At 38.0% G+C, this 19,815-nt stretch carries 22 protein-coding genes and 1 pseudogene; 4 read left to right on the forward strand and 19 right to left on the reverse strand.

The genetic code is table 11. The annotated features are described in order from the left end of the window. The 10 genes and pseudogenes from MV676_RS04765 to ispG all read right to left on the reverse strand — a co-directional run. Positions 1 to 510 (reverse strand): FeGP cofactor biosynthesis protein HcgF family protein (locus tag MV676_RS04765; protein WP_297445625.1); only part of this gene is annotated, 510 nt, incomplete at its 3' end. Beyond that, on the reverse strand, positions 473 to 1,162 hold the full coding sequence (locus MV676_RS04770) for a Nif3-like dinuclear metal center hexameric protein (RefSeq protein ID WP_297445626.1): 690 nt from the start codon (positions 1,160 to 1,162) through the stop codon (positions 473 to 475). The genes MV676_RS04770 and MV676_RS04765, both read right to left, overlap by 38 nt. Next, positions 1,143 to 2,315, reverse strand: coding sequence for a FeGP cofactor biosynthesis guanylyltransferase HcgB family protein (locus MV676_RS04775; RefSeq protein WP_297445627.1), 1,173 nt, complete (start codon positions 2,313 to 2,315; stop codon positions 1,143 to 1,145). Before MV676_RS04775 ends, MV676_RS04770 begins: the two co-directional genes overlap by 20 nt. Continuing rightward, positions 2,287 to 3,156, reverse strand: a complete 870-nt coding sequence (hmdB, locus tag MV676_RS04780; RefSeq protein WP_297445628.1) for a 5,10-methenyltetrahydromethanopterin hydrogenase cofactor biosynthesis protein HmdB — start codon at positions 3,154 to 3,156, stop codon at positions 2,287 to 2,289. Before hmdB ends, MV676_RS04775 begins: the two co-directional genes overlap by 29 nt. Positions 3,157 to 3,161: 5 nt before the next feature. After that, positions 3,162 to 3,542, reverse strand: a complete 381-nt coding sequence (locus MV676_RS04785; protein ID WP_022846847.1) for a roadblock/LC7 domain-containing protein — start codon at positions 3,540 to 3,542, stop codon at positions 3,162 to 3,164. Between the two features lie 31 nt (positions 3,543 to 3,573). Beyond that, entirely contained in the window at positions 3,574 to 4,641 is a 1,068-nt protein-coding gene (locus MV676_RS04790) for a H(2)-dependent methylenetetrahydromethanopterin dehydrogenase-related protein (RefSeq protein WP_297445629.1), read from the reverse strand. A gap of 60 nt (positions 4,642 to 4,701) precedes the next feature. Beyond that, positions 4,702 to 5,258: pseudogene (locus MV676_RS04800) on the reverse strand (epoxyqueuosine reductase QueH). After that, entirely contained in the window at positions 5,255 to 6,331 is a 1,077-nt protein-coding gene (locus MV676_RS04805; RefSeq protein ID WP_297445632.1) for a diguanylate cyclase, read from the reverse strand. Before MV676_RS04805 ends, MV676_RS04800 begins: the two are co-directional and overlap by 4 nt. After that, entirely contained in the window at positions 6,315 to 6,662 is a 348-nt protein-coding gene (locus tag MV676_RS04810; protein ID WP_297445633.1) for a dihydroneopterin aldolase, read from the reverse strand. The genes MV676_RS04805 and MV676_RS04810 overlap by 17 nt, the downstream gene beginning before the upstream one ends. Next, on the reverse strand, positions 6,634 to 7,719 hold the full coding sequence (gene ispG, locus MV676_RS04815) for a flavodoxin-dependent (E)-4-hydroxy-3-methylbut-2-enyl-diphosphate synthase (protein ID WP_297445634.1): 1,086 nt from the start codon (positions 7,717 to 7,719) through the stop codon (positions 6,634 to 6,636). The genes MV676_RS04810 and ispG overlap by 29 nt, the downstream gene beginning before the upstream one ends. Before the next feature lie 137 nt (positions 7,720 to 7,856). Here ispG and MV676_RS04820 point away from each other — a divergent pair, with 137 nt between their 5' ends. Genes MV676_RS04820 through MV676_RS04835 form a run of 4 tightly spaced genes read left to right on the forward strand, consistent with a single transcriptional unit; the run spans position 7,857 to position 11,344 of the window. Beyond that, complete coding sequence (locus tag MV676_RS04820; RefSeq protein WP_297445635.1) at positions 7,857 to 8,507, forward strand: methyltransferase domain-containing protein; 651 nt, start codon at positions 7,857 to 7,859, stop codon at positions 8,505 to 8,507. A gap of 38 nt (positions 8,508 to 8,545) precedes the next feature. Further along, the gene (gene hrcA, locus MV676_RS04825) at positions 8,546 to 9,568 is read left to right on the forward strand and encodes a heat-inducible transcriptional repressor HrcA (protein WP_027719996.1); all 1,023 of its coding nucleotides are present in this window, start codon (positions 8,546 to 8,548) and stop codon (positions 9,566 to 9,568) included. A gap of 52 nt (positions 9,569 to 9,620) precedes the next feature. After that, positions 9,621 to 11,075 (forward strand): glutamate--tRNA ligase, encoded by a 1,455-nt coding sequence (gltX, locus tag MV676_RS04830; RefSeq protein ID WP_297445636.1) that lies wholly within the window; start codon positions 9,621 to 9,623, stop codon positions 11,073 to 11,075. Beyond that, positions 11,075 to 11,344 carry a hypothetical protein gene (locus MV676_RS04835; RefSeq protein WP_022846856.1) on the forward strand — a complete coding sequence of 90 codons (270 nt, stop codon included), beginning with the start codon at positions 11,075 to 11,077 and terminating at the stop codon, positions 11,342 to 11,344. Before gltX ends, MV676_RS04835 begins: the two co-directional genes overlap by 1 nt. A gap of 448 nt (positions 11,345 to 11,792) precedes the next feature. On the opposite strand, the gene dxr is transcribed toward MV676_RS04835, so the two are convergent. The 9 genes from dxr to MV676_RS04880 form a co-directional block, all read right to left on the reverse strand. Next, on the reverse strand, positions 11,793 to 12,941 hold the full coding sequence (dxr, locus tag MV676_RS04840; protein WP_027719997.1) for a 1-deoxy-D-xylulose-5-phosphate reductoisomerase: 1,149 nt from the start codon (positions 12,939 to 12,941) through the stop codon (positions 11,793 to 11,795). Further along, positions 12,941 to 14,173, reverse strand: a complete 1,233-nt coding sequence (gene hisS, locus MV676_RS04845) for a histidine--tRNA ligase (RefSeq protein ID WP_022846857.1) — start codon at positions 14,171 to 14,173, stop codon at positions 12,941 to 12,943. Before hisS ends, dxr begins: the two co-directional genes overlap by 1 nt. Beyond that, positions 14,163 to 14,816, reverse strand: coding sequence for a uracil phosphoribosyltransferase (upp, locus tag MV676_RS04850; protein WP_297445637.1), 654 nt, complete (start codon positions 14,814 to 14,816; stop codon positions 14,163 to 14,165). The genes hisS and upp overlap by 11 nt, the downstream gene beginning before the upstream one ends. Continuing rightward, a complete protein-coding gene (locus tag MV676_RS04855) occupies positions 14,813 to 15,502 on the reverse strand; it encodes a hypothetical protein (RefSeq protein WP_022846859.1) in 690 nt (229 codons plus the stop codon). Before MV676_RS04855 ends, upp begins: the two co-directional genes overlap by 4 nt. Beyond that, positions 15,483 to 16,151: a histidinol phosphate phosphatase domain-containing protein gene (locus MV676_RS04860; RefSeq protein ID WP_297445638.1), complete on the reverse strand. Its 669-nt coding sequence runs from the start codon at positions 16,149 to 16,151 to the stop codon at positions 15,483 to 15,485. Before MV676_RS04860 ends, MV676_RS04855 begins: the two co-directional genes overlap by 20 nt. A gap of 8 nt (positions 16,152 to 16,159) precedes the next feature. Further along, positions 16,160 to 16,699, reverse strand: a complete 540-nt coding sequence (gene hslV, locus MV676_RS04865; protein ID WP_022846861.1) for an ATP-dependent protease subunit HslV — start codon at positions 16,697 to 16,699, stop codon at positions 16,160 to 16,162. Next, a complete protein-coding gene (locus tag MV676_RS04870; RefSeq protein ID WP_022846862.1) occupies positions 16,692 to 16,952 on the reverse strand; it encodes a hypothetical protein in 261 nt (86 codons plus the stop codon). The genes hslV and MV676_RS04870 overlap by 8 nt, the downstream gene beginning before the upstream one ends. 75 nt (positions 16,953 to 17,027) lie before the next feature. Further along, positions 17,028 to 18,485 carry a TrkH family potassium uptake protein gene (locus tag MV676_RS04875; RefSeq protein WP_297445639.1) on the reverse strand — a complete coding sequence of 486 codons (1,458 nt, stop codon included), beginning with the start codon at positions 18,483 to 18,485 and terminating at the stop codon, positions 17,028 to 17,030. Positions 18,486 to 18,489: 4 nt separating this feature from the next. Beyond that, a complete protein-coding gene (locus MV676_RS04880; protein ID WP_297445640.1) occupies positions 18,490 to 19,782 on the reverse strand; it encodes an NAD-binding protein in 1,293 nt (430 codons plus the stop codon). Between the last annotated feature and the right edge of the window lie 33 nt (positions 19,783 to 19,815).

Raw genomic sequence — 19,815 nt, forward strand, 5'->3', positions numbered from 1 at the left:
CTCTACTACCTCTACAAAGTCAGGAATTTCTCCACCTTCAATAAGAGATTCTAAAAGAAGAAGAGTTTTATTAACTGCTTCCTCCTTTCTCTTCAAAATTTTCTCAACACTTGCAAAAGGAAAACCTTCAACTTTATTCCTTGTTCTAATTATAAAAATTTCCTTATTAAAGCGCAAACACACTACACCTCTTCCATTTCCAGCACTTGAAGCAACAGAGATGTTTACGCCCAATTTTTCTTTTATAACTCTGGAAAGAATAAGTGTTACGTTTACATTTTCCACTTCATCATAGACCTTTATTCCGTTGACGTGAGCACGAGGTGGGGGAAGCATCACTCCCAAAATTTCTTCTATAGAATAGACGGAAGGCAGAAACATAACGGCGGAAACGGAAATTGGTAATTTGTTCTTAACATAAGGAGCAGAAAGTTTATGAACACCCATACCAATTTCACAATGGGTAAAACACTCAATCGAGGCAAAAGTCAGAGTACGGGAAACCGACATCAACAAACTCCGTATCAACAAAATCTTTTAGGCGGTTAGCAAATTCTACCATTCCGGGAATTTCAGTTTTGTAGTGAGAAGCATCTATAAAACCCATTTTAGCCGCTCTTAATCTGCAAGCCGTATGATGGACAAGATCACCGGAAACAGCAATATCAATATTAAACTTGAAAAGATTCTGAATAAAATCAGAAAAGTTAAAACCACATCCGCTGAACACAGCGACTTTTTCTGTCTTCTCAGGAAGATGATAAAAAACTTTCCTTAAATTAAGAACCTTCATAACCTTCTCTAAAAATAGCTCTGGCGATATCTCTATCATCCCATACATTCCAAAACGATTATCATCAAAAAAAGAAAGGTTTCCCAAACCTAAAATATTCCCAAGCGCGTAATTACATCCCCAATCTATTCGGTCAAGAGGTGTATGAACAACAAAAACGGGAAAATTAGGATTAAAAGAGGGTTTGTGGTGAGCAACAACAACATCAAATTTAGAAAAGTCAAAATCATGTGGAACATCAACAACAACAGCTACATGTTCTACTTTTCCAGGTCTAAAATCAGCAACCCATCCGTAAAAATCCCCGGCAACAGCGTAAGACTCAGGAACAATTTCTCTTACAATCTTTTCAAAATTTTGCCAGTTCAAATTTCATCTCCTGTAAAATCCCATTTAAAACGTCCTCAAAATAGTTAGCCTTAAAGTTTCCACCGTTTTTTACTGAAGCGGTAACCGCCGGAATCTCCATAACATCAAGAAAACCACGACTACTTTTTGCATTAAACAACAACGACTCAGCAAAAAAGAGATTAGGCACAGCGTAAAGAACATCATTAAACTTTTCTATCTCAACAGAAATTTTTCTTACTGTATGAATCGTTAAGGTCATAGTTCCTGATGTCTTTCCCCTGTAATCCATTTTAAGGAAAAAGTCCGGCTTCTTTTCTGTTTCAAGAGCCTCAAGTCCAGAAGGTTCCTCTGAAATAATAACTTTTCCTTTGAATTTCCCTGCCTGACCCCGACTAACATCAATCCCCCCAAAACCTGTAAGGTCAATAATAACGTCAAACTCTTCCCTTTCAGGCTTATTGAAAGGAGAAAGAGCCATAACACTTTTTTCTTTATCATACAGGAAAATTTCTCTAAAATTATTTTTCAAATATTCAGCAATAAATATTCCATCAAGATAACCACCAATTACAAGGAGTGAATCACCTTTGAACTCTTTAAGCACTTCTGCCTTTTTTTTAGCTATTTTTTTGGCAACATCCAAAACAGTGAAAGATGAATAAACCGTTCGTGTCCTGTTTGTTATACCTTTGTGAACAGGAACCATGCCAAGTCTTTTCAAAAGTCTAAAAACATCAAAGAAAAGTGCCGTTTCCAAAGATAAGCCATGAATGTGATGAGGGGGCGAGGTTACAGCCGATATAACATTTCCATAAACATCAATCAAAATCGTCAACGCCCCGCTCCCAGGAAGTCCAAGCCTTCCTCTGGCAATGTAAAAATCACACTCCCCAAAGTAACGCCCTGATAGTGCTTTGGACAGTGAAGGCATCTGCTCCAAATCAAAAATGTCGGTAGGAACACAAATCTGAATAACATTTTTAACACCAAACATACCAAGAGTATTTTTGAAAATTGAAAACTTTTTATGATTGTCCGTTACAACCCCAAACTTACCATCAAGTAAAAGCTTTTTCAGAGCTTCTGTCTCTTCAGGTTTGTCACCTTTTCGGATACCGTTAAGGGATTCTTCAAAAGCTTTTTTAAACAGAGAGCGGCTTTTTCTCCACATTTGTTTTAATCCCGTGTTTTTCAAGGAGTGGTAGAATTTCTTCAAGGACACCCACAACAGGTGAACCAACACCTTTCACAACTAAAGGATAACCTGCTGGAATAACCGTCGCAATGTTCGTAGCACCAGCTCTAATCGCAGGAATAAGTCCTTCCATTAAAATAGTGGGAAAAGGAACCGTCAACCTTCTCAGGCTATTTATATGCTCTTTTACCCTTTTTATAACGTCTAACTGTAACGATAAAGACGCAGGGGGATTCTTTTCCATTGGCGTATTTTTATAAGGTCTAAATCCCATAACTGGAACTTCTTCTACTTCCAATTCTTTTAAAAATTCAATATGCTTCTCTCTATCTTCTTCAGATTCACCAATACCCACAAGAATGCCACTTGAAAGTTCAACACCCTGTTCTTTAACCTGGTAACAAACCTTCATTCGTTTTTCAAGAGAGTCATCTGGCTTTAGCTTTTTAAAAAGTCTGGGATTCATGGTTTCGAGATTACAACATATCGTATCAACACCTGCACCTTTCAATAACTTTATCTTCTCAGTATCTAAATCACCACCAATATTTATCAAAACCCTTAAAGATGTATTTTCTTTTACAATCTCAAGAGCGGACAGAACTTTTTGAAAATTTCCATACCCAGCAGAAAGACTCACCCTCTTTATTCCATTCCTTTCTATAAAAAGTGCCGCCCTCTTTATCTCTTCTCTCTTCTTACTTGTAAGATAGAAATACCCTTCAACAGAAGTGCCCACCGCAAATCCGCAGTAGGCACACTTTCTCTTAAAACTACAATAATTACTAATATGTATTGTCGAAGTAATTTCTACCATAAATGTTAAACACCAAGCACTGACGTAATCCTATCTATCGCATCCTCAACTTCTATGTTGAGAAGACCAATATTGGCATCAGATTTTATCACACATACGAGAATAGCCCTCTTCCCGGCCTTTTTAGAAAGGATATTTTGTTTCGAACATCTGATGAGTGCATCCTCAAAATCTCCAGCTTCAACAACTTTTGAAAGTCTTTCAGATGTACCAACAACCGCTGCAGCCATAGCTGCAAGCTTTTCAGCGCTTAAACCGCCTTTAAGCATTGTTGAAACGACAACCTGACCATCAGGTGTCGCTACAAGAGCACCGAGCATATCAGCGCCAAGTGAATCAGCAAGATCTGAAAGTATTTCTTCTAACATTTCTCTTTTGCTTGCCATAATTCCTCCCCTATCATGTTAAGCATAAAAATTATTCTCTGTCTGAAACACCTTCATAAAACTTCTTCCAGGATTCTCTTAGAATACCCTTGAGAACATCGTCACCAACAAGATCTTCCATATATTCAACAAGCATTGGTGACGGTGCTGACATATAAACAGCTTCTGAAGGTGCAAAACTTTCTGCCTCTTTCACAAGCTCAGGAACTATTTCGCCAATTTTCTCAAGAAGTTCTGAAGCTGTTACGGTCATTGGCTGCACATCTCTGTCAAGAATCATTGACTTTAAGGAATCTTTCATAGCGTCAACGTTGAGAAGTTTTATTAAACCACCGAGGCCGTACTTTGCAACCAGACTTGAAACAACTTGAAGAGATTGAGCAATTTGAAATTCCGTCATTGAACGTTTAGTTTTCAATACATCTCTTGCAACTCTATAATATTCAATCGCTCCAGTGAAAGCAATCGCTGTCGTAACAATACCCATATCACCAACAGCTGAAACAAGCTCAGCAGGAAGGAGATAAACTTTTTTACCTGCATCAATGGCAAGATTTTTTAACTTATCAATCTGTTCATCTGTAACAATAGGTTTCCTCAAAAGTTCATTCGTTGCAATCAGATAATGCTGATGTTGTGGAGTACCTGGAATAGCTGCAGGATGCATGGTTGAAAATCCAATATCTTCTCGCCCTTCCATAAAAATAGCATTCTGGAGATAAGAATTGAGAACAAGGATTGACATAGTACATGTAGTACAAATAACTGCATCTTCTGCCAGATAAGGAAGTATATTCTCAGCTATTTTAAAAGTCACACCACCTCTAAAAGGTGTAAAAAGAATGGCAATTTCTGCATCTTTCGCTGCTTCCACATCATCAGTCGTAAGCTTCACTCCTGCAGTTTCAAGTTTTGACTTTATATCAACCGGAACTCTATCCAGGTGAGGGTCTGCCAACGTTACATTATGCCCGGCCTGAGCAAATTCAAGCGCCATTGCTGAACCGCCGTACGGGGGGCTACCACCAAGTCTTTCAGGAACATTTAATTTATAAAGATAGTAGTTGAGACTTCCAAAGCCGTAAACCGTGACTTTCATATTCCACCTCTCTCCTTAAAAGGTTTCCCCGGATTTTATTGTAACATAAGCATTAGCAACTTAATATTTAGCGTTATTTTTATAGTATCTCTCTTTTTCAGAATATATGCAACCGCAGTACTGCTGTCTGTAAAGATTATACTCCTTTGACTTTTCTATCCCCTCTCTCCATCCCTTTCTAAAATCTCTATAAAGAAATTTAACACCAAATTTCGATGCAGCAGATTCTGCACACATTTTCATTATTTCATGATTTTGGTATTTACTGTAAAGTAAAACAGAGTTGAGGTAAAAAAATCAAATTTCCCCTTTTTAGCAACACTCGCAGTCATTTCAAAACGCATTGAGTAACATATTTGACACCTGATGGGTCTCTCCTCTCTGTAAACCACCGCCCTAAGCCACTCTTCAAGGGGATACTTATTAATATAAATAATCTTGATTTTAGTGATTTCTTCAAATTTTTTAACTGTTTCAAGCCTTTTTAAAAATTCAGTGTATGGATGAATATTAGGATTATAAAAAAGACCATAAACTTCAAAATCTTCTTGTTTTAAAACTTCCAAAGGATAACAGGCACACGGCGCACAACAGATGTGGAGAAGAACTCGCTTCACTTTTCAAGCTCCACATCAAGGTCGGTTTTTATGGTGTTACCACCCTCTTTATTTGCAAGTTCTAAAGCCTCAAGAGCCTTCGTTATAAGATCCGTCTCATCCATGTCTTTTCTTGCAACAGCAGCTCCAACACTTACCGTTACCTTCAAAGTTTTTCCGTTAATACTGATCAACATATCCTCTATTGATTTTCTTATACGTTCACCTATCCTTATAGCATGCCCAAATGTTACACCAGGTAACAAAATTCCAAAAATGCTGTCATCATAATAAGCCACAACATCATTTACTCTTAAGAGTTTCTTTAATTTTCGAGCCACTTCTTGAAGAACTATTTTTCCTGCCTTTTCCCCTTCACCCTTTACAATTTCTTCAAACTTATCTAATTTAACCATTAAAACAGCAAATGGATAATTTCTCGATTCAAAATCATCAAACATATCCTTTAACACTTTCTCAAAACTCTTTTTGCTTGCAATTTCCGTAAGAAACTCTACCAAAACGTTTTTCTCAGACTCATCAAGTTTCTCAGATACTTTCTCAATTTCCTTTCTTGACTCTTGAAGTCTCTTTCTCAAAGTTTCATTTTGAAGTTTTATATCATTCAACGCTTTTACAACCGTCTCTAACATAGCTCTTAAATTTTCATCAGATAAAACTTCTGTGGTTTTTTCCACTTTTTCAGCGTGATTTTCTATTATTTTGTTATGATTATCTATATCTCTCAAAACTTTTTCAATTTCGGCAGTTACCTCTTCCGCTATTTGCCTTATAAATTTTCGATCTGCTTTGTTTATTTTTAAAATGGCAGTTTCAATAACAGATTCATCTGGATATTTCTCCTTAAAAATACCCATTATTTCAGGATCTGATAGATCTTTGCCTGTTTCATGTAAATAGCAGAAAATATCAAACCACAAATAGTAATTTAGCGGGGTAAGAGGGATTCCATTCCTTACAAGAAACTTGATCTCTTCTTTAGCAATAACAAAAATTTTTTGATAATCCGATAGAGATAAACCATCACCAGAATTTATCTTTTTCATTAATTCACATTCAAACTGATTCACCATAACCTTTCTCCCAGGAAACTTTTATACCGGCTTTCTTCATAGAATTATGAAAAGGCAAACTTCTCTTTGCTATCTTTATATTTACCATATCAGGTTCAAACTGTCTACATATCTCTTTAATAAGACTATCCGCAAAATCTTCAAGATAAATAAATTCTCTCTGTGCATACTCAAGAACTATTCTATAAAGCTTCTCATAATCCACAAATTTTTCAGATTCTACCTCAAGGTCAATTTCTGCTTCAACACCAAGTTTTCTTTCCTCTTCGTAAACTCCGCATTTTAAATGAACTTTACACCCTTTAAGAAACACTTTCGTTTTCTTTTTCATTTGCAATCCTCTCAACCTCTTTCACAAGCCTTTCAATAGCTTCTTTTTCATCAAACTTCCCCACAACTTTCCCATTAACAAAAAAGATGAACTTATCTCCTGCCGCTGCTATTCCAACATCGGCAAAGGATGCCTCTCCAGGACCATTAACCGCACATCCCATAACAGCCACAGAAACAGGTACTTTTATGTGTTCAAGAGCCTCTTCCACCTCGAGCGCAATTTTAGGTAGATCAATCTGACATCTACCACAGGTGGGACAGGAAATAACATCAACACCGTAATTTCTTAAACCAAGTGAAGAGAGAATTTTAAATGCAACTTTTACCTCTATTTTAGGATGTGCCGAAAGGGAAACCCTAACTGTATCGCCAATTCCTTCATAGAGTAGAATCCCTATTCCTGCTGCCGATTTAACAGCCCCTGAAAGAATTGTTCCAGCTTCCGTTATCCCTATGTGGATAGGATAGTCACAGGAAGACGCAAAAAGTTTATTAGCTAAAACAGTGGTTTTAATATCTGAACCTTTAAGAGAAAATTTCATATTTGTAAAACCTTCGTCCTCAAAAAACTTCATGTAACTTAAAGCAGTTTCCGCAAGCGCTTCATCACATGGACGGCCATACTTATTTAAAATCTCTTTTGGCAAAGATCCGGTATTTACACCAATCCTTATTGGAATGCTCCTCTCATTTGCTGCTTTTATTACTTCTCTTACCTTATCCATTCCACCTATGTTGCCAGGATTTATCCTTATCCCGTCAGCCCCTTTCTCTATGGACAGGATAGCTAACTTGTAATCAAAATGTATATCGGCAATGAGAGGGATAGTGATTTCCTTCTTTATGAGAGGAATATTTTCTGCAGCCTCAACAGAAGGAACCGCAACCCTAACAATTTCACATCCAACCCTTTCAAGTTCTTTAACTTGAGCAACTGTAGATTTAAGATCTTCTGTAAAGGTATTTGTCATTGACTGAACAACAATCGGATTGTCACCACCGATAGGAACATTCCCAACTTTTATTACACGACTTTTTCTTCTCTTTATCCACATAAACTCTCCACTTCCCAATTTTACCTAAAAGCCTAAATTTTCATGTTATGAAAGAGATTATAGCTCAAAATTTCTCCAGAGGCGCCAGAAACTACGAACGTTTTGCAATCATCCAAAAAAGGACTGCACAAAATTTATTGAACTTAATATCCAAAGTAAAGTATCAACAGGCCATAGATATTGGCGCTGGTTCCGGTGAACTTGCTTCCAAACTTAAAAACTGCATTGGTGTGGATATTTCACCTCAAATGTGCAAACAGATGGAAGCAAAAGGAATAAAATGTGTATGTGCTGATGCAGAAAATCTGCCTTTTTCCGATGAAACATTTGATCTTGCCGTTTCAAACTTTGCCCTTCAATGGATGAACATTGACAAAGCAGTAAGAGAAACAAGCCGAATTTTGAAAAAAAACGGCGTTTTTGCACTATCCCTTCCCGTAGAAGGAAGTTTATCAAAACTTTTTTCAGCCTGGCAAAAAACTTCTATCCTCTTAAATGGAAAAAAGGATAAACTCTTCAAATTTCCATCAGTAAACGCTATTATATTCTTCACAAAAAAGTACAATTTCCAGATAACCCACAGCACCATAAAAACTGAAAAGTTAGTTTTACCAACTGCATCAGAAGCTTTAGATTACATAAACAAAATAGGTGCAAGAAATCCGTACGGTTTTAAAAAAATAAAAAAGCAATTTTATAAGATCTTCTGCCAGCATTATTTTGACGAAAAAGAACAGGGATACCCAATAACCTACAAAATCCTCACACTACTTTTAAGAAAAGCCTAAATTAATAGATGATAAATCCCGTTTAGGAGGGAAAAACGCTGACTCCAAGAGAAAGAGATATACTGCTAAAAGTAGCTGAGCTCTACATGGAAACGGGAGAACCTGTCGGTTCCAGAACTTTGCAGAAGCGGTTTTCTATGAATATAAGTCCTGCAACTATAAGGAATGTAATGGCAGACCTTGAAGACAAAGGATACCTCTATCAACCTCACACATCCGCTGGCAGATTGCCGACAGACGAAGGAATGAAATATTACATAAATTACCTTTTATTTTCCCTTGGTGAAGTTGATACAGGCATAGCTACAAGAATTATTGATTATATAAAAGCCTCTGGGAAGACTGGATTTGATGAAATATTTTCTGCAGTTCTGAATTTTTTAACAAAATCAACAGGATACATGAGCCTTGGCGCAAATTTCGTAATTGATGCACTAACGATAAAAGAAACTTCCCTTGTAAAAGTCTCCTCATCTAAAGTCCTTGTTGTTATCACGTGCGAACCTGAATACGTTATACATAAAGTTATAACGCTGAAAGCGGAACCTTCAATGCTTGCAAAAATATCCCAGGAATTAACGGCAAAGTTCAAAGGAAAACCCCTTTCAAACGTTAAGAAAGAGCTTGTGAAAGAGATGAATCAGGTCAGAGACGAATTTATGGAGCTATCTTTCAACCTTAATGCGCACCTTTTGAAACTTGTAAATAGTGTTAATGATGTCAGAATTACAGGAGCTTTCAATATCTTTAACAGTGTCAACGAAGATTTTGAAAAAATCCAAGAAATAATTAAAATTCTCGAAGAAAAAAAGAAGCTTTTAGAAACCTTTAGTAAACTGATTGATACAGCTGACAGAGTAACGGTAATTCTTGGTAAAGAAACAGAAATTGAGGCCTTTGAGCCATTCAGCATTGTCGCGGCAAAGTACTCTCTAAAATCAAAAGACGCAGGTATTGTGGGAATCTTAGGCCCAAAAAGGATGGACTACTGTCGAATAATACCTGTCGTAGAAAACGTATCAAGAGCACTCTCTTACATCCTGAGCAAAGACATCAAATAAACTGATATAATTCCATCATTTTCCAGGTATTTTTAGGGAGGTAAAAAGCACAATGTCAGTTAGAGTTAGATTTGCACCAAGCCCAACAGGATTCATGCACGTAGGAAATGCCAGAACTGCCCTTTTCAACTACCTTTTTGCAAAACACAACAACGGAACATTTATTCTCAGAATAGAAGATACTGATACAGAAAGACACAGCGAAGAAGCTGTAAAAGTTATATATGAAGCCCTTAAATGGATGGGACTCGACTGGGATGAAGGACCTGAAAAAGGTGGAAACTACGGCCCTTACAGGCAATCTGAGAGAAAAGAGATTTACAAAAAATACATTGAACTTCTAAAAGAAAAAGATCTTGTATATGAATGTTTCTGCACAAAAGAAGAGCTTGATGCGATGCGTCAGGAACAACTGTCAAAAGGACTACCACCACGATACACAGGGAAATGTCGCCATTTAACAGAAAAGGAAAAAGAGAAATTGAGAGCCGAAGGAAGAAAACCTGTTTTAAGATTTAAAGTACCTACAGGAAAAACAGTAACATGGAAAGACCTTGTTAAAGGCACAATATCTATAAGCTCTGAACAGCTTGGTGGAGACTTTGTAATCGTCCGTTCAAACGGTATGCCAGTTTACAACTTTGTTGTTGTCATTGACGACGCCCTCATGAAAATCTCCCACGTAATAAGAGGTGAAGACCATATCTCAAATACACCAAAACAGATTCTTTTATACGAAGCACTCGGTTTTGAAGCTCCTGAATTTGCCCACCTACCGATGATTTTAGGAGAAGACAGAAGCAAACTTTCAAAAAGACATGGTTCAACATCTGTAGCGGAGTTTAAAGAAAAGGGATACCTTCCAGAAGCATTTACAAACTTCCTTGCACTTTTAGGATGGTACCCAAAAGACGGAAAAGAAATTCTCTCTATGGAAGAACTGATTGAAAGATTTGACATAAAAGATGTAAACAGTTCACCTGCAATATTCAATTTTGAAAAACTCAACTGGATGAACAAGGAATACATAAAAAGCTACGACATTAAAAAGTTAACAAAGCTCATCATTCCATACCTTGAAGAGGCAGGCTACGAAGTTGAAAAATTCGACTTTGACTGGCTGACAAAAGTAGTCGAAGCAACAAGAGACTACTTCACTTTGCTTTCAGACGCACCTACATACATGGAAACCTTCCTGAAAGACGAATTTGAAATAGAAAAAGAGGCTTTAAACTTCATGGATGAAGAGAGGCTAAACGTAGTAAAACACTTTGTGGAAAAGGTTTATCAATTAGACGAACTAAACGCAGAAACCTTTAAAAAAGCTGTTAAAGAAACAGGAAAAGAACTAAAAGCTAAAGGCAAAAACCTATTTATGCCTATAAGGATAGCCTTAACAGGAAAAATGAAGGGCGTTGAACTTGACATCCTTGTATCTCTTTTAGGAAAAGATAGGGTTCTTAAACGTCTTCATTATGCAATTTCAGAAATTAACAGGAGGATGTAATGAAAAAAACCGCCCTTTTAGGACTTGCAATCCTTAGCATTGTTGCGGCAGGCTGCGGACAGAAACAAGAAACGGCAAAATCAACACCAGAATGGAATGCAAATTGTGCCCACTGTCACAATGGAAACATGGCAGTAACAAAAGATATGATACTTGCAAAGTACAAAGACAAAACTCAACTGCTAAACGCAGTAAAAGAATTTGTAAGTGCAGGAAAAATGCCACCAAATCTTCCGTACGGAAAAGTGGCAGACGAACTCTACAGATAATTTAAAAATATTCAGGAAACTGACAGCGGCTGTGTGTCAGTTTCCTGAAATCTGTCGGAAACCAAGTTTAGAATAAATGCAATTTAAACACTGTAATAGCAATGGTTTTAAAACCATAAATTAAACATTCACAATTATTTTAATCAGCATCCCCGACACTTGACACCTCACATTAACCAATGCTAATATGAATCCTGACACTCTTTGAAAAAAGAATAAGTTTTAAAATAGGGGTTTTAAGCGTACCTCCAAGGAATTGAAACTACCCCAAGCTGTGACGCTGCCGTCAAGAAAATGCTGGAGTTTTAAGCGTACCTCCAAGGAATTGAAACCAACAACTTTACTTCCAATGGGAGGAGGATTTTCCGTTTTAAGCGTACCTCTAAGGAACTGAAATCAGAGCTTTAGAATGCTATATAAAAGTGAAATACAAGTTTAAAGCGCACCTCTAAGAAATTGAAACAATAAACGCTTGAGCAACCTTTTCAGCTGTTTCCCTGGCCAGTCTGTCAATAGAGATAACCTCTTCTATTGTTTCAGGTGGTGAAAGATTCAGTATCTCCATGGTTTTCTCTATAACTTCAGGAATAGCTGTGAACGGGATTTTTCTATTGAGAAAATAGCTAACGGCAATTTCGTCTGCAGCGTTCAAAATTATCGGATACGGATAACCTCTATTTAAGGCATCAAAAGCAAGCTTTAAACACTTAAATGTTTCTACATCAGGCTCTTCAAAGGTTAGGGAAACGCCGTAAAAATCCATTCCAAGTTCATCAGAAAGAAACAATCTCTCAGGATAAGAGAGAGCATATGCTATAGGTATTCTCATATCAGGTTTTCCCATCTGGGCTATAAAAGAGTTATCACAAAATCTCACCATTGAATGAACGATGCTCTGTGGATGAACAACAACCTTTATTTTTTCAACAGGCACATCAAAAAGCCAGACAGCTTCAATGACTTCAAGGCCTTTGTTCATCAACGTTGCCGAATCTACCGTAACCTTGCTTCCCATGTCCCAGTTGGGATGGGAAAGTGCGTCTTCAGGTTTCACGTTTCTAAGTTCCTCAAGCTTTTTCCCTCTAAAAGGGCCCCCTGAAGCCGTAAGAATAATTTCTTTTACTTCTTCTTTTTTTCCGGATAAAAGTGCCTGAAATATTGCTGAATGTTCACTATCAACAGGAATTATCTCTTTTGCTACAGATTTAATGAACTTACCGGCACAGACAAGAGATTCCTTATTGGCAAGAGCAACTCTTTTTGCCTTTTTTGAAGCTTCAAAAGTTGGAACAATTCCCGAAGCTCCTGATATAGCAGCAACTACAATGTCAAACTCAATATCCTCTATAAGAGAAGTGATTCCTTCTTCACCAGAGTAAAATCTGGTACCTGCTGGAACTTCTATCTCTCCATCAAAAAGAGCTACTGCCTCAGGCTTAAATTCTTCAAGTTGTTTTTTAAGCTTTTCACCGTTTTTTCCAGCAACAAGACCAGCAATTTTAAATTTATCTGAAAACTGCCTTACAACATCAAGCGTATTTTCACCGATTGAACCAGTTGAACCTAAAACCAAAACTTTTTTAACTTCATTTCCCATTAAAGCCTCGCTATAAGTTCAGCCACAGACTCTATCTTCTCCTGCTTTCCAGTCTCAAGACACTTTAACGAATAAAAACCACCTTCTAACTCTTCGTCACCTATGATAACTACATACTTAACGTTCAACCTATTTGCAAGTTTAAACTGAGACTTGAAACTCCCTTGCCTGTGATCTATCTCTGCGTAAAAACTTTTATCCCTTAACATCTTGACAAGTCTTAACCCTTCTAAATAGGCCTTCTCACCACCTGTTACAACAAAAACTCCGTTTCTTTCTCTTTCTTCATCAGAAATAAGAAGCATTATCCTATCAATACCCATTGCAAAACCAAGGGCGGGAACATCACTGCCACCAAGTTCTTTTATCAAATTATCATAGCGGCCGCCGGCTAAAACCGTGCTTTGAGCACCAAGAGCATCAGATTTAAATTCAAAAACTGTTTTCGTGTAGTAATCAAGCCCTCTGACGATGAAAGGATTGTGAACAAAAGGCACTTTAAGTTCTCTAAGCAAAAATTTTAGTTTTTCAAAATGTTCGCTGCACTCTTCACACAGGTAGTCTGTTATTAAAGGCGCATCTTTAACAACTTCCCTGCAACCCTCATTTTTGCAGTCAAGAACCCTTAAAGGATTTCTATCAAGTCTATTCTGGCAATCTTTACAGAGTTTTTCTTTTTGAGAAGAGAGATATTCAATAAGAGCCTTTTTATAATTTGGCCTGCATTTTTCACAGCCTATAGAATTTATTTCAAGCGTAAAGTCAATGTTTAAAGCTTTTAAAATCTCTGAAGCAAGAAGAATAACCTCCGCATCAACACCTGGTGAAGAAAGTCCAAAAACTTCACATCCAGCCTGAAAAAATTGCCTATTCCTTCCGGCTTGAGGCCTTTCATAGCGAAACATAGGACCTATGTAAAACCATTTTGTAAAAGGTTCCTTTGCATAGACACCGTGCTGAATGTAAGCCCTTACGGCAGAAGCCGTTCCTTCTGGCCTTAAAGCAATCTTCCTGCCGCCCCTGTCCTCAAAAACGTACATCTCTTTCTGAACAATGTCTGTCGTTTCTCCAACACTTCTTAAAAAGAGCCCTGCCTCTTCAAAAACGGGAAGAATTACCTCTTTAAAACCGTAAACCTTTACCTTTTCCTTAAACGTTTCAGCAATTTTTTCAAACTTTTCACTTTCAGGCGGTATTATGTCTTCAACACCTCTAACCGTCTTAAATCCCATAATCCTCTACGACCTCCACTCCTTCCGTATAGCAAAATCTATCACCGGCATCACCAAGACCCGGCAAAATGTATCCTTTATCGTTTAAACACCTATCAATTGATGCTGTAAAAATCTCAATTCCTGAAAACTTTTTAAGTTTTTCAATTCCTTCTGGTGCACTTACAAAAGAAATAAATTTTATTTTCCCGGGATTTATACCCAATTTTAAAAGTTTTTCAACTACACACACGGCGGTTCCGCCAGTTGCAAGCATAGGATCAAGGATAAAATAGAAAGCATCTTTAATAACAGGAACTTTGAAGTAATAAAGGTTTGGCTTTAAAGTCTCCTCATTACGGTAAACACCGGCAAAACCTATTCTACCCTTTTCATAAATAGAGATTGCGGGATGAAGCATCAAAAGCCCAGCACGAAGTATCGGAACAAAAACCACCTCATCGTTTAAAACGGAAACTTCAGCGTTTGATTCAACCGGCGTATCAATAACAACTTTATTTGAAGGCAGATTTGACAAAGCTCTTTCAACCAAAAGGAACGTTAGCTTTTCAGCTGCACTACGAAAAGAGACTCCTTCGCTTTTTTTATCTCTCAAAATAGAAAGAAGAGACGAGGCCAAGTCGTTCTTAACCTCTGTTATCATTGGATAACTTCTCCTAAAACAGCCGTATAAAAACTGTTTTTATAATCCCCGCTTAATATATCGTAGGTATCTTTAGCCTTTTCTTTCTCTCCTTTTGAAAGATAGTAAATCGTCAGATAGTAAAGCCCTGCAGGATAGGTCCAATCTTTATCACGGGAAAGAGAGGCAAACTTTTGAACGGCTTCACTACTTTTACCTTTCTCCATCATAAAAATTCCATCTTCCAACTTAGCAGCAGGAGAAATTGTAAAACTTTTTACATCTTCAGCCCTTTTTATGTAATCAATATCACCTGCCAACTTCCCATATAAAAACGCACCGGCCTTTCCTGAAGGTGCTGAAAAGTATTTATCAGCAACTTCTTTAAAATACTTTTCAGCCTCCTTCTCATTACCATCTTCAAGAGCTATCATACCTTTATCAAAAATGGCAGCCGCTTTCATCTCAAGGTTACTCTTATACCACTTATAGCCAAGGTATCCACCACCGACTATAAGCAAAACAGCAAGAACGGCAACAAATTTAGCGGCGTGAGCCTGAAAGAAAGCAATAATCTTATAAACATCATCCACCATCATTTCAGCTTCAGGCGTATCAACCGGTGCCGGTATGTCAATATGCTTCTCTATTTTTGCCTTTTTCTTCTTCTTATCTCTTCCGTAAGACTTATAAGGTGGCTTTTTCATCACCCATCTTCCTCCTAACTATCTCTTCAGAGGTTGCAAAAGCCCTCTCAACCTCCTGCAACGTAAGTCCTGCACCAAGACCAACTTTTAAAGCAAAAGTCCTATCTATTAAATCAGAAGGTGAATGAGCATCAGTGTTTATAACAAACCTGACGCCCACTTCTCTACCAACTCTTACCACATATCCGTTGGTTATATTATGCCCTTTCCTTGCAGTTATCTCAATAGCTACACCTTTCTTAGCCGCCATTTCAAGCGTTTTCGAATCCACAAGTCCAGGATGGGCAAGGATATCCGCACCACCTTCAACTGCCGCTAAATTTGTCCCTTCAGCCACCGGTTCAACTACTGTTTCACCATGAACTACAACAACTTTAGCACCTTCATTCCTGCACTTCTCTATAAGTTCCGGAATTTTAACAGGTGGAACGTGAGTTATCTCAACACCGGGAAGCACAATTACATTCGTATTTTCAGTAAGAATCTCAACAGTTTTTAAAAGATTTTCAATGATAAACTGATAGTTTGAGTAATCTGCATGATCAGTTATAGCTATCGCTCTGTAACCAATGAACTCCGCACGGCGAACAAGTTCACTCGGAATAAGCTCACCATCACTAAAAACCGTATGTGTATGAAGGTCTATCATATCCACCTCTAAGAAAGTTCCTCAACCACTATGTTAACGTTGGTATATATACATATACTCCCGGCTATTTTTAGAGATTTCTCAACAATCTCTCTGGCAGAAAGGTCAGTATTCTCATAAAGAGCTGTCGCTGCAGCTTGAGCGTAAGCACCACCAGAACCTATTGCCATAACTGGAATATCAGGTTCTATCACATCACCGTTACCTGAAATGAGAAGAATCCTGCTCCTATCGGCAACAAGAAGCATCGCTTCAAGCCGCCTTAAAACCCTATCTGTCCGCCAGTCTTTTGCAAGTTCAACGGCAGATTTTAAGAGATTTCCACCAAAGGAAATCAATTTAGACTCAAACCTTTCAAGGAGAGAAAAGGCATCAGCAACAGAACCGGCAAAACCGACAAGTACACTATTGTTATATATTTTCCTAACCTTTCTTGCACCATTTTTAAAAACTGTGTTTCCAAGTGTAACCTGGCCATCACCAGCCATAGCAACTTTACCATCTCTTATAACGGCACATATGGTGGTACCGTGAAAAGTCTCACTCATAAATACCTCCCGGATAGTACCTTCTCCTTATCATACCACCGGCAAGCTGTCCTATCACGGCCGTTGCAATAAGAAGAGGTGCAAACTTTATACTGATCCCAAGAAGAATTCTACAGGCTATGATAAATGGTATCGGAAGATGAATGTAAAGAAACCACCTTTTTGAAAACTTCTCTGTCGTCTCCCTTAACCACCCGAAAGGTAGATTCAGAACAAGCGTAAGAACAACGACAAAAAGCAACTTTTCAAACATACTTTCCCTCCTTTTTCGCTGTGGTCAGGGAAAAAATTATTAATATCTCCTAACTATGTCAATTGCAAGTTATTATCAATCTTTCCAGAAAGAAGGCATAAAGACGGCAAAAAGGGCAAAAATCTCAAGTCTTCCCAGAATCATTTCTATAGAAAGGATAAGCTTCTGCCAGTCTGCAAAAAAGTGATAGTTACCGGCAGGACCGGTTTTCAAAAGACCCGGACCGGAACAGCTGGCACAGGCAATAGAAGAGGAGAAGGCCGTTACAAGATCCGTGCCGGTAAGACAGAGGAGTATCCCCACAATAACCGTGACAAAGGTAAAAGCCGCACCAAAAGCCCATATTGCATTAAGCGCGGAAAAATCAAGCGTTTTACCGTCCAGCTTTATCCTGTAAACAAGTCTCGGATGTGCCGTTTTTTTAAGCTCTCCATAGATAGACTTGCCTAAAGCTACAAGCCTGAACTGCTTTAAACCACCTGCCGTTGAACCGGAAACACCTCCCAAAAACTCAAGGATGATAAGCACCGCTAAAACGAATGTCGGCCAGTGAGTATAGTCTGTTGAAGAAAAACCTGTCGTTGAAGCAGAATTAATCACCTGAAATATACTGTACCTTAAAGCCTGAAATGGATTGTAAAATCCATCGACTGTAAGAACAAGCGTACATAAAACTATCGCCACACCAAGAATTGTAAAGTAAAGTTTGTTTTCTTCTGATTTAAAGAAAACTTTCCAGTTTTTTGTCCTGTAAAAGTGATACCAGTTGAGGAAGTTAACTGAGCCAAACACCATAAAAAGTGCAACAACCATCTCTATAAAAACGCTGTGGTAACTTCCTATACTGCTGTTCTTAACTGAAAAGCCACCTGTTGCTATGGTACAAAAGGCGTGGTTAACAGCGTCAAAAAGAGGCATTCCTCCTAAAAGGAGGAGCAAAATCTCAGCAATTATCAAACCGTTATAGATGACAAAGATTATCCTTGCAACTTCTTTAACCTTCGGTTTCAGCTTTTCTTCTACCGCCTTTGAAGCTTCAAATTTCATCATCTGCATGCCACCTGATCCAAGGGCAGGCAGAAGGGCAATGGCAAAAACGACGAATCCTAAACCACCGACCCAGTTTGTCGTTGAACGCCATAGAAGGAGACTCTTTGGCATTGCCTCCACATTTGTCAGTATCGAAGCACCTGTGGTCGTGAAACCTGAAGCAGATTCAAAGTAAGCCTCTATAAAGTCAGGAATGGCACCATTTATCCAGTAAGCCATTGCCGAAATTGCTGGAAACACAAGCCATATAAGAGAAATAGAAAGAATGGCCTCTTTTAAAGTCAAATCATCCCTTATCTCTATCTGATAAGCAAGCAGATAAATTGAACCTACAAGAAGAAATGGATAGATAAAATCCATAACCTGACCGTCACCAACAACGAGAGAATAAGTAGCAGGAATAAGAAGCGACAAAGACATGTAAAAGAGGATTGAGACGACAACTTTAAACACTACCGTTAAATCAATACCCCTAACTTTCATACCACTACCTCTGCCTTATGCATATAAGTATATCGCCTTTTTTTACAACCGTATCGCCACCGACTACCTGAATATCGTTGTCTCTTTTAAGTGCAAGAACTAAAGGACACTCCTTGCACTTTATTTCTGATATCTGCTTGCCGTCCCACTCACTGCCAACCTGGATTTCAAGAATTTCAATGTTTTCTCTAAGCTCAAAAACATCAAGAAGGCTTTTACTACTAAGGGTTGTATACACGCGGCTTGCAAGCAACTTTCTCGGAACTATCGGCGTATCAATACCAATAGATTCTATGATGTTCTCATACTCAGAATGGGCTATAAGTGCTACCGCTCTTTTAGCACCTAATTTTTTAGCAAGGATGCAGGAAAGAACATTATTTTCCTCATCTTCTGTTATCGCAATGACCAAACCTGCTTTGTCTATCCCTTCAGACTTTAAAAGCTCAACATCTGTAACTTCTCCGTGCAGAACATCAATATTTGGAAATTCCCCGGCTATCTCCTCACACTTCTGCAGGTCAGGTTCAACAAGCTTTATCTTTAACCCCTCAAAATCCGCTATTCTTTTGAGAAGTTCAACGGTAAACTTTGAATGACCAAGAATAAACGCAAGTCTAACTGGCTCAGCATTTTTAAGGAGATGTTCCTGAAACACTTTTACATCTTCTTCTTTTATTACAAAGAAGAGAGAATCATCAGGATAAACTATCGTATCCCCATCCGGAACTACAACCTTCCCGTCTCTTTCAAGAGCCGCAATTGTAAAAGGAATCAGCTTCTTTAAAGCCTGAAGTTCTTTTATCTCTTTCCCCGCAAAAATATCCTCAGAAGAGACCATGTAATTGAGAAGAATTAACTTTCCTTTTTCAAAACGAACAACTGAACGGGCAAAGGGGAATCTAATAGTGTCAATGATCTTTGTAATAACTTCTGTTAAAATGTTAACAGGTTCAACACCAAGAAGTTCTTTAATCGGTGGCGCAGCAAAGGCATTCTTACTTACTCTTATGATTATTTTATCCTTCTTGAAGAAAGACTTCAAAATCGCGGCTATTGCTATGTTTCTCTCATCACTATCTGTCACAACGATAAAAAGCTCAAAATCCTTAACCTTATCAAGACACTTCACTTCTGTCGCATCGCAGTCAATACCCATTATGTCGAGGGTAGAAGTTAAATCCTCTATCTTGGCACTGTTCTTATCTATAACGGCAATTTCATAGCCGGAAACTGAGAGCTTTTTAGCAAGGGAACTACCCACAACACCGGCACCTATGATACAAACTTTTTTCATCTTTCACCTCAAACAAAACTCTTATATAATTGC

Source organism: Desulfurobacterium sp. (genome assembly GCF_027028515.1).
Taxonomy (GTDB): Bacteria; Aquificota; Aquificia; order Desulfurobacteriales; family Desulfurobacteriaceae; genus Desulfurobacterium_A.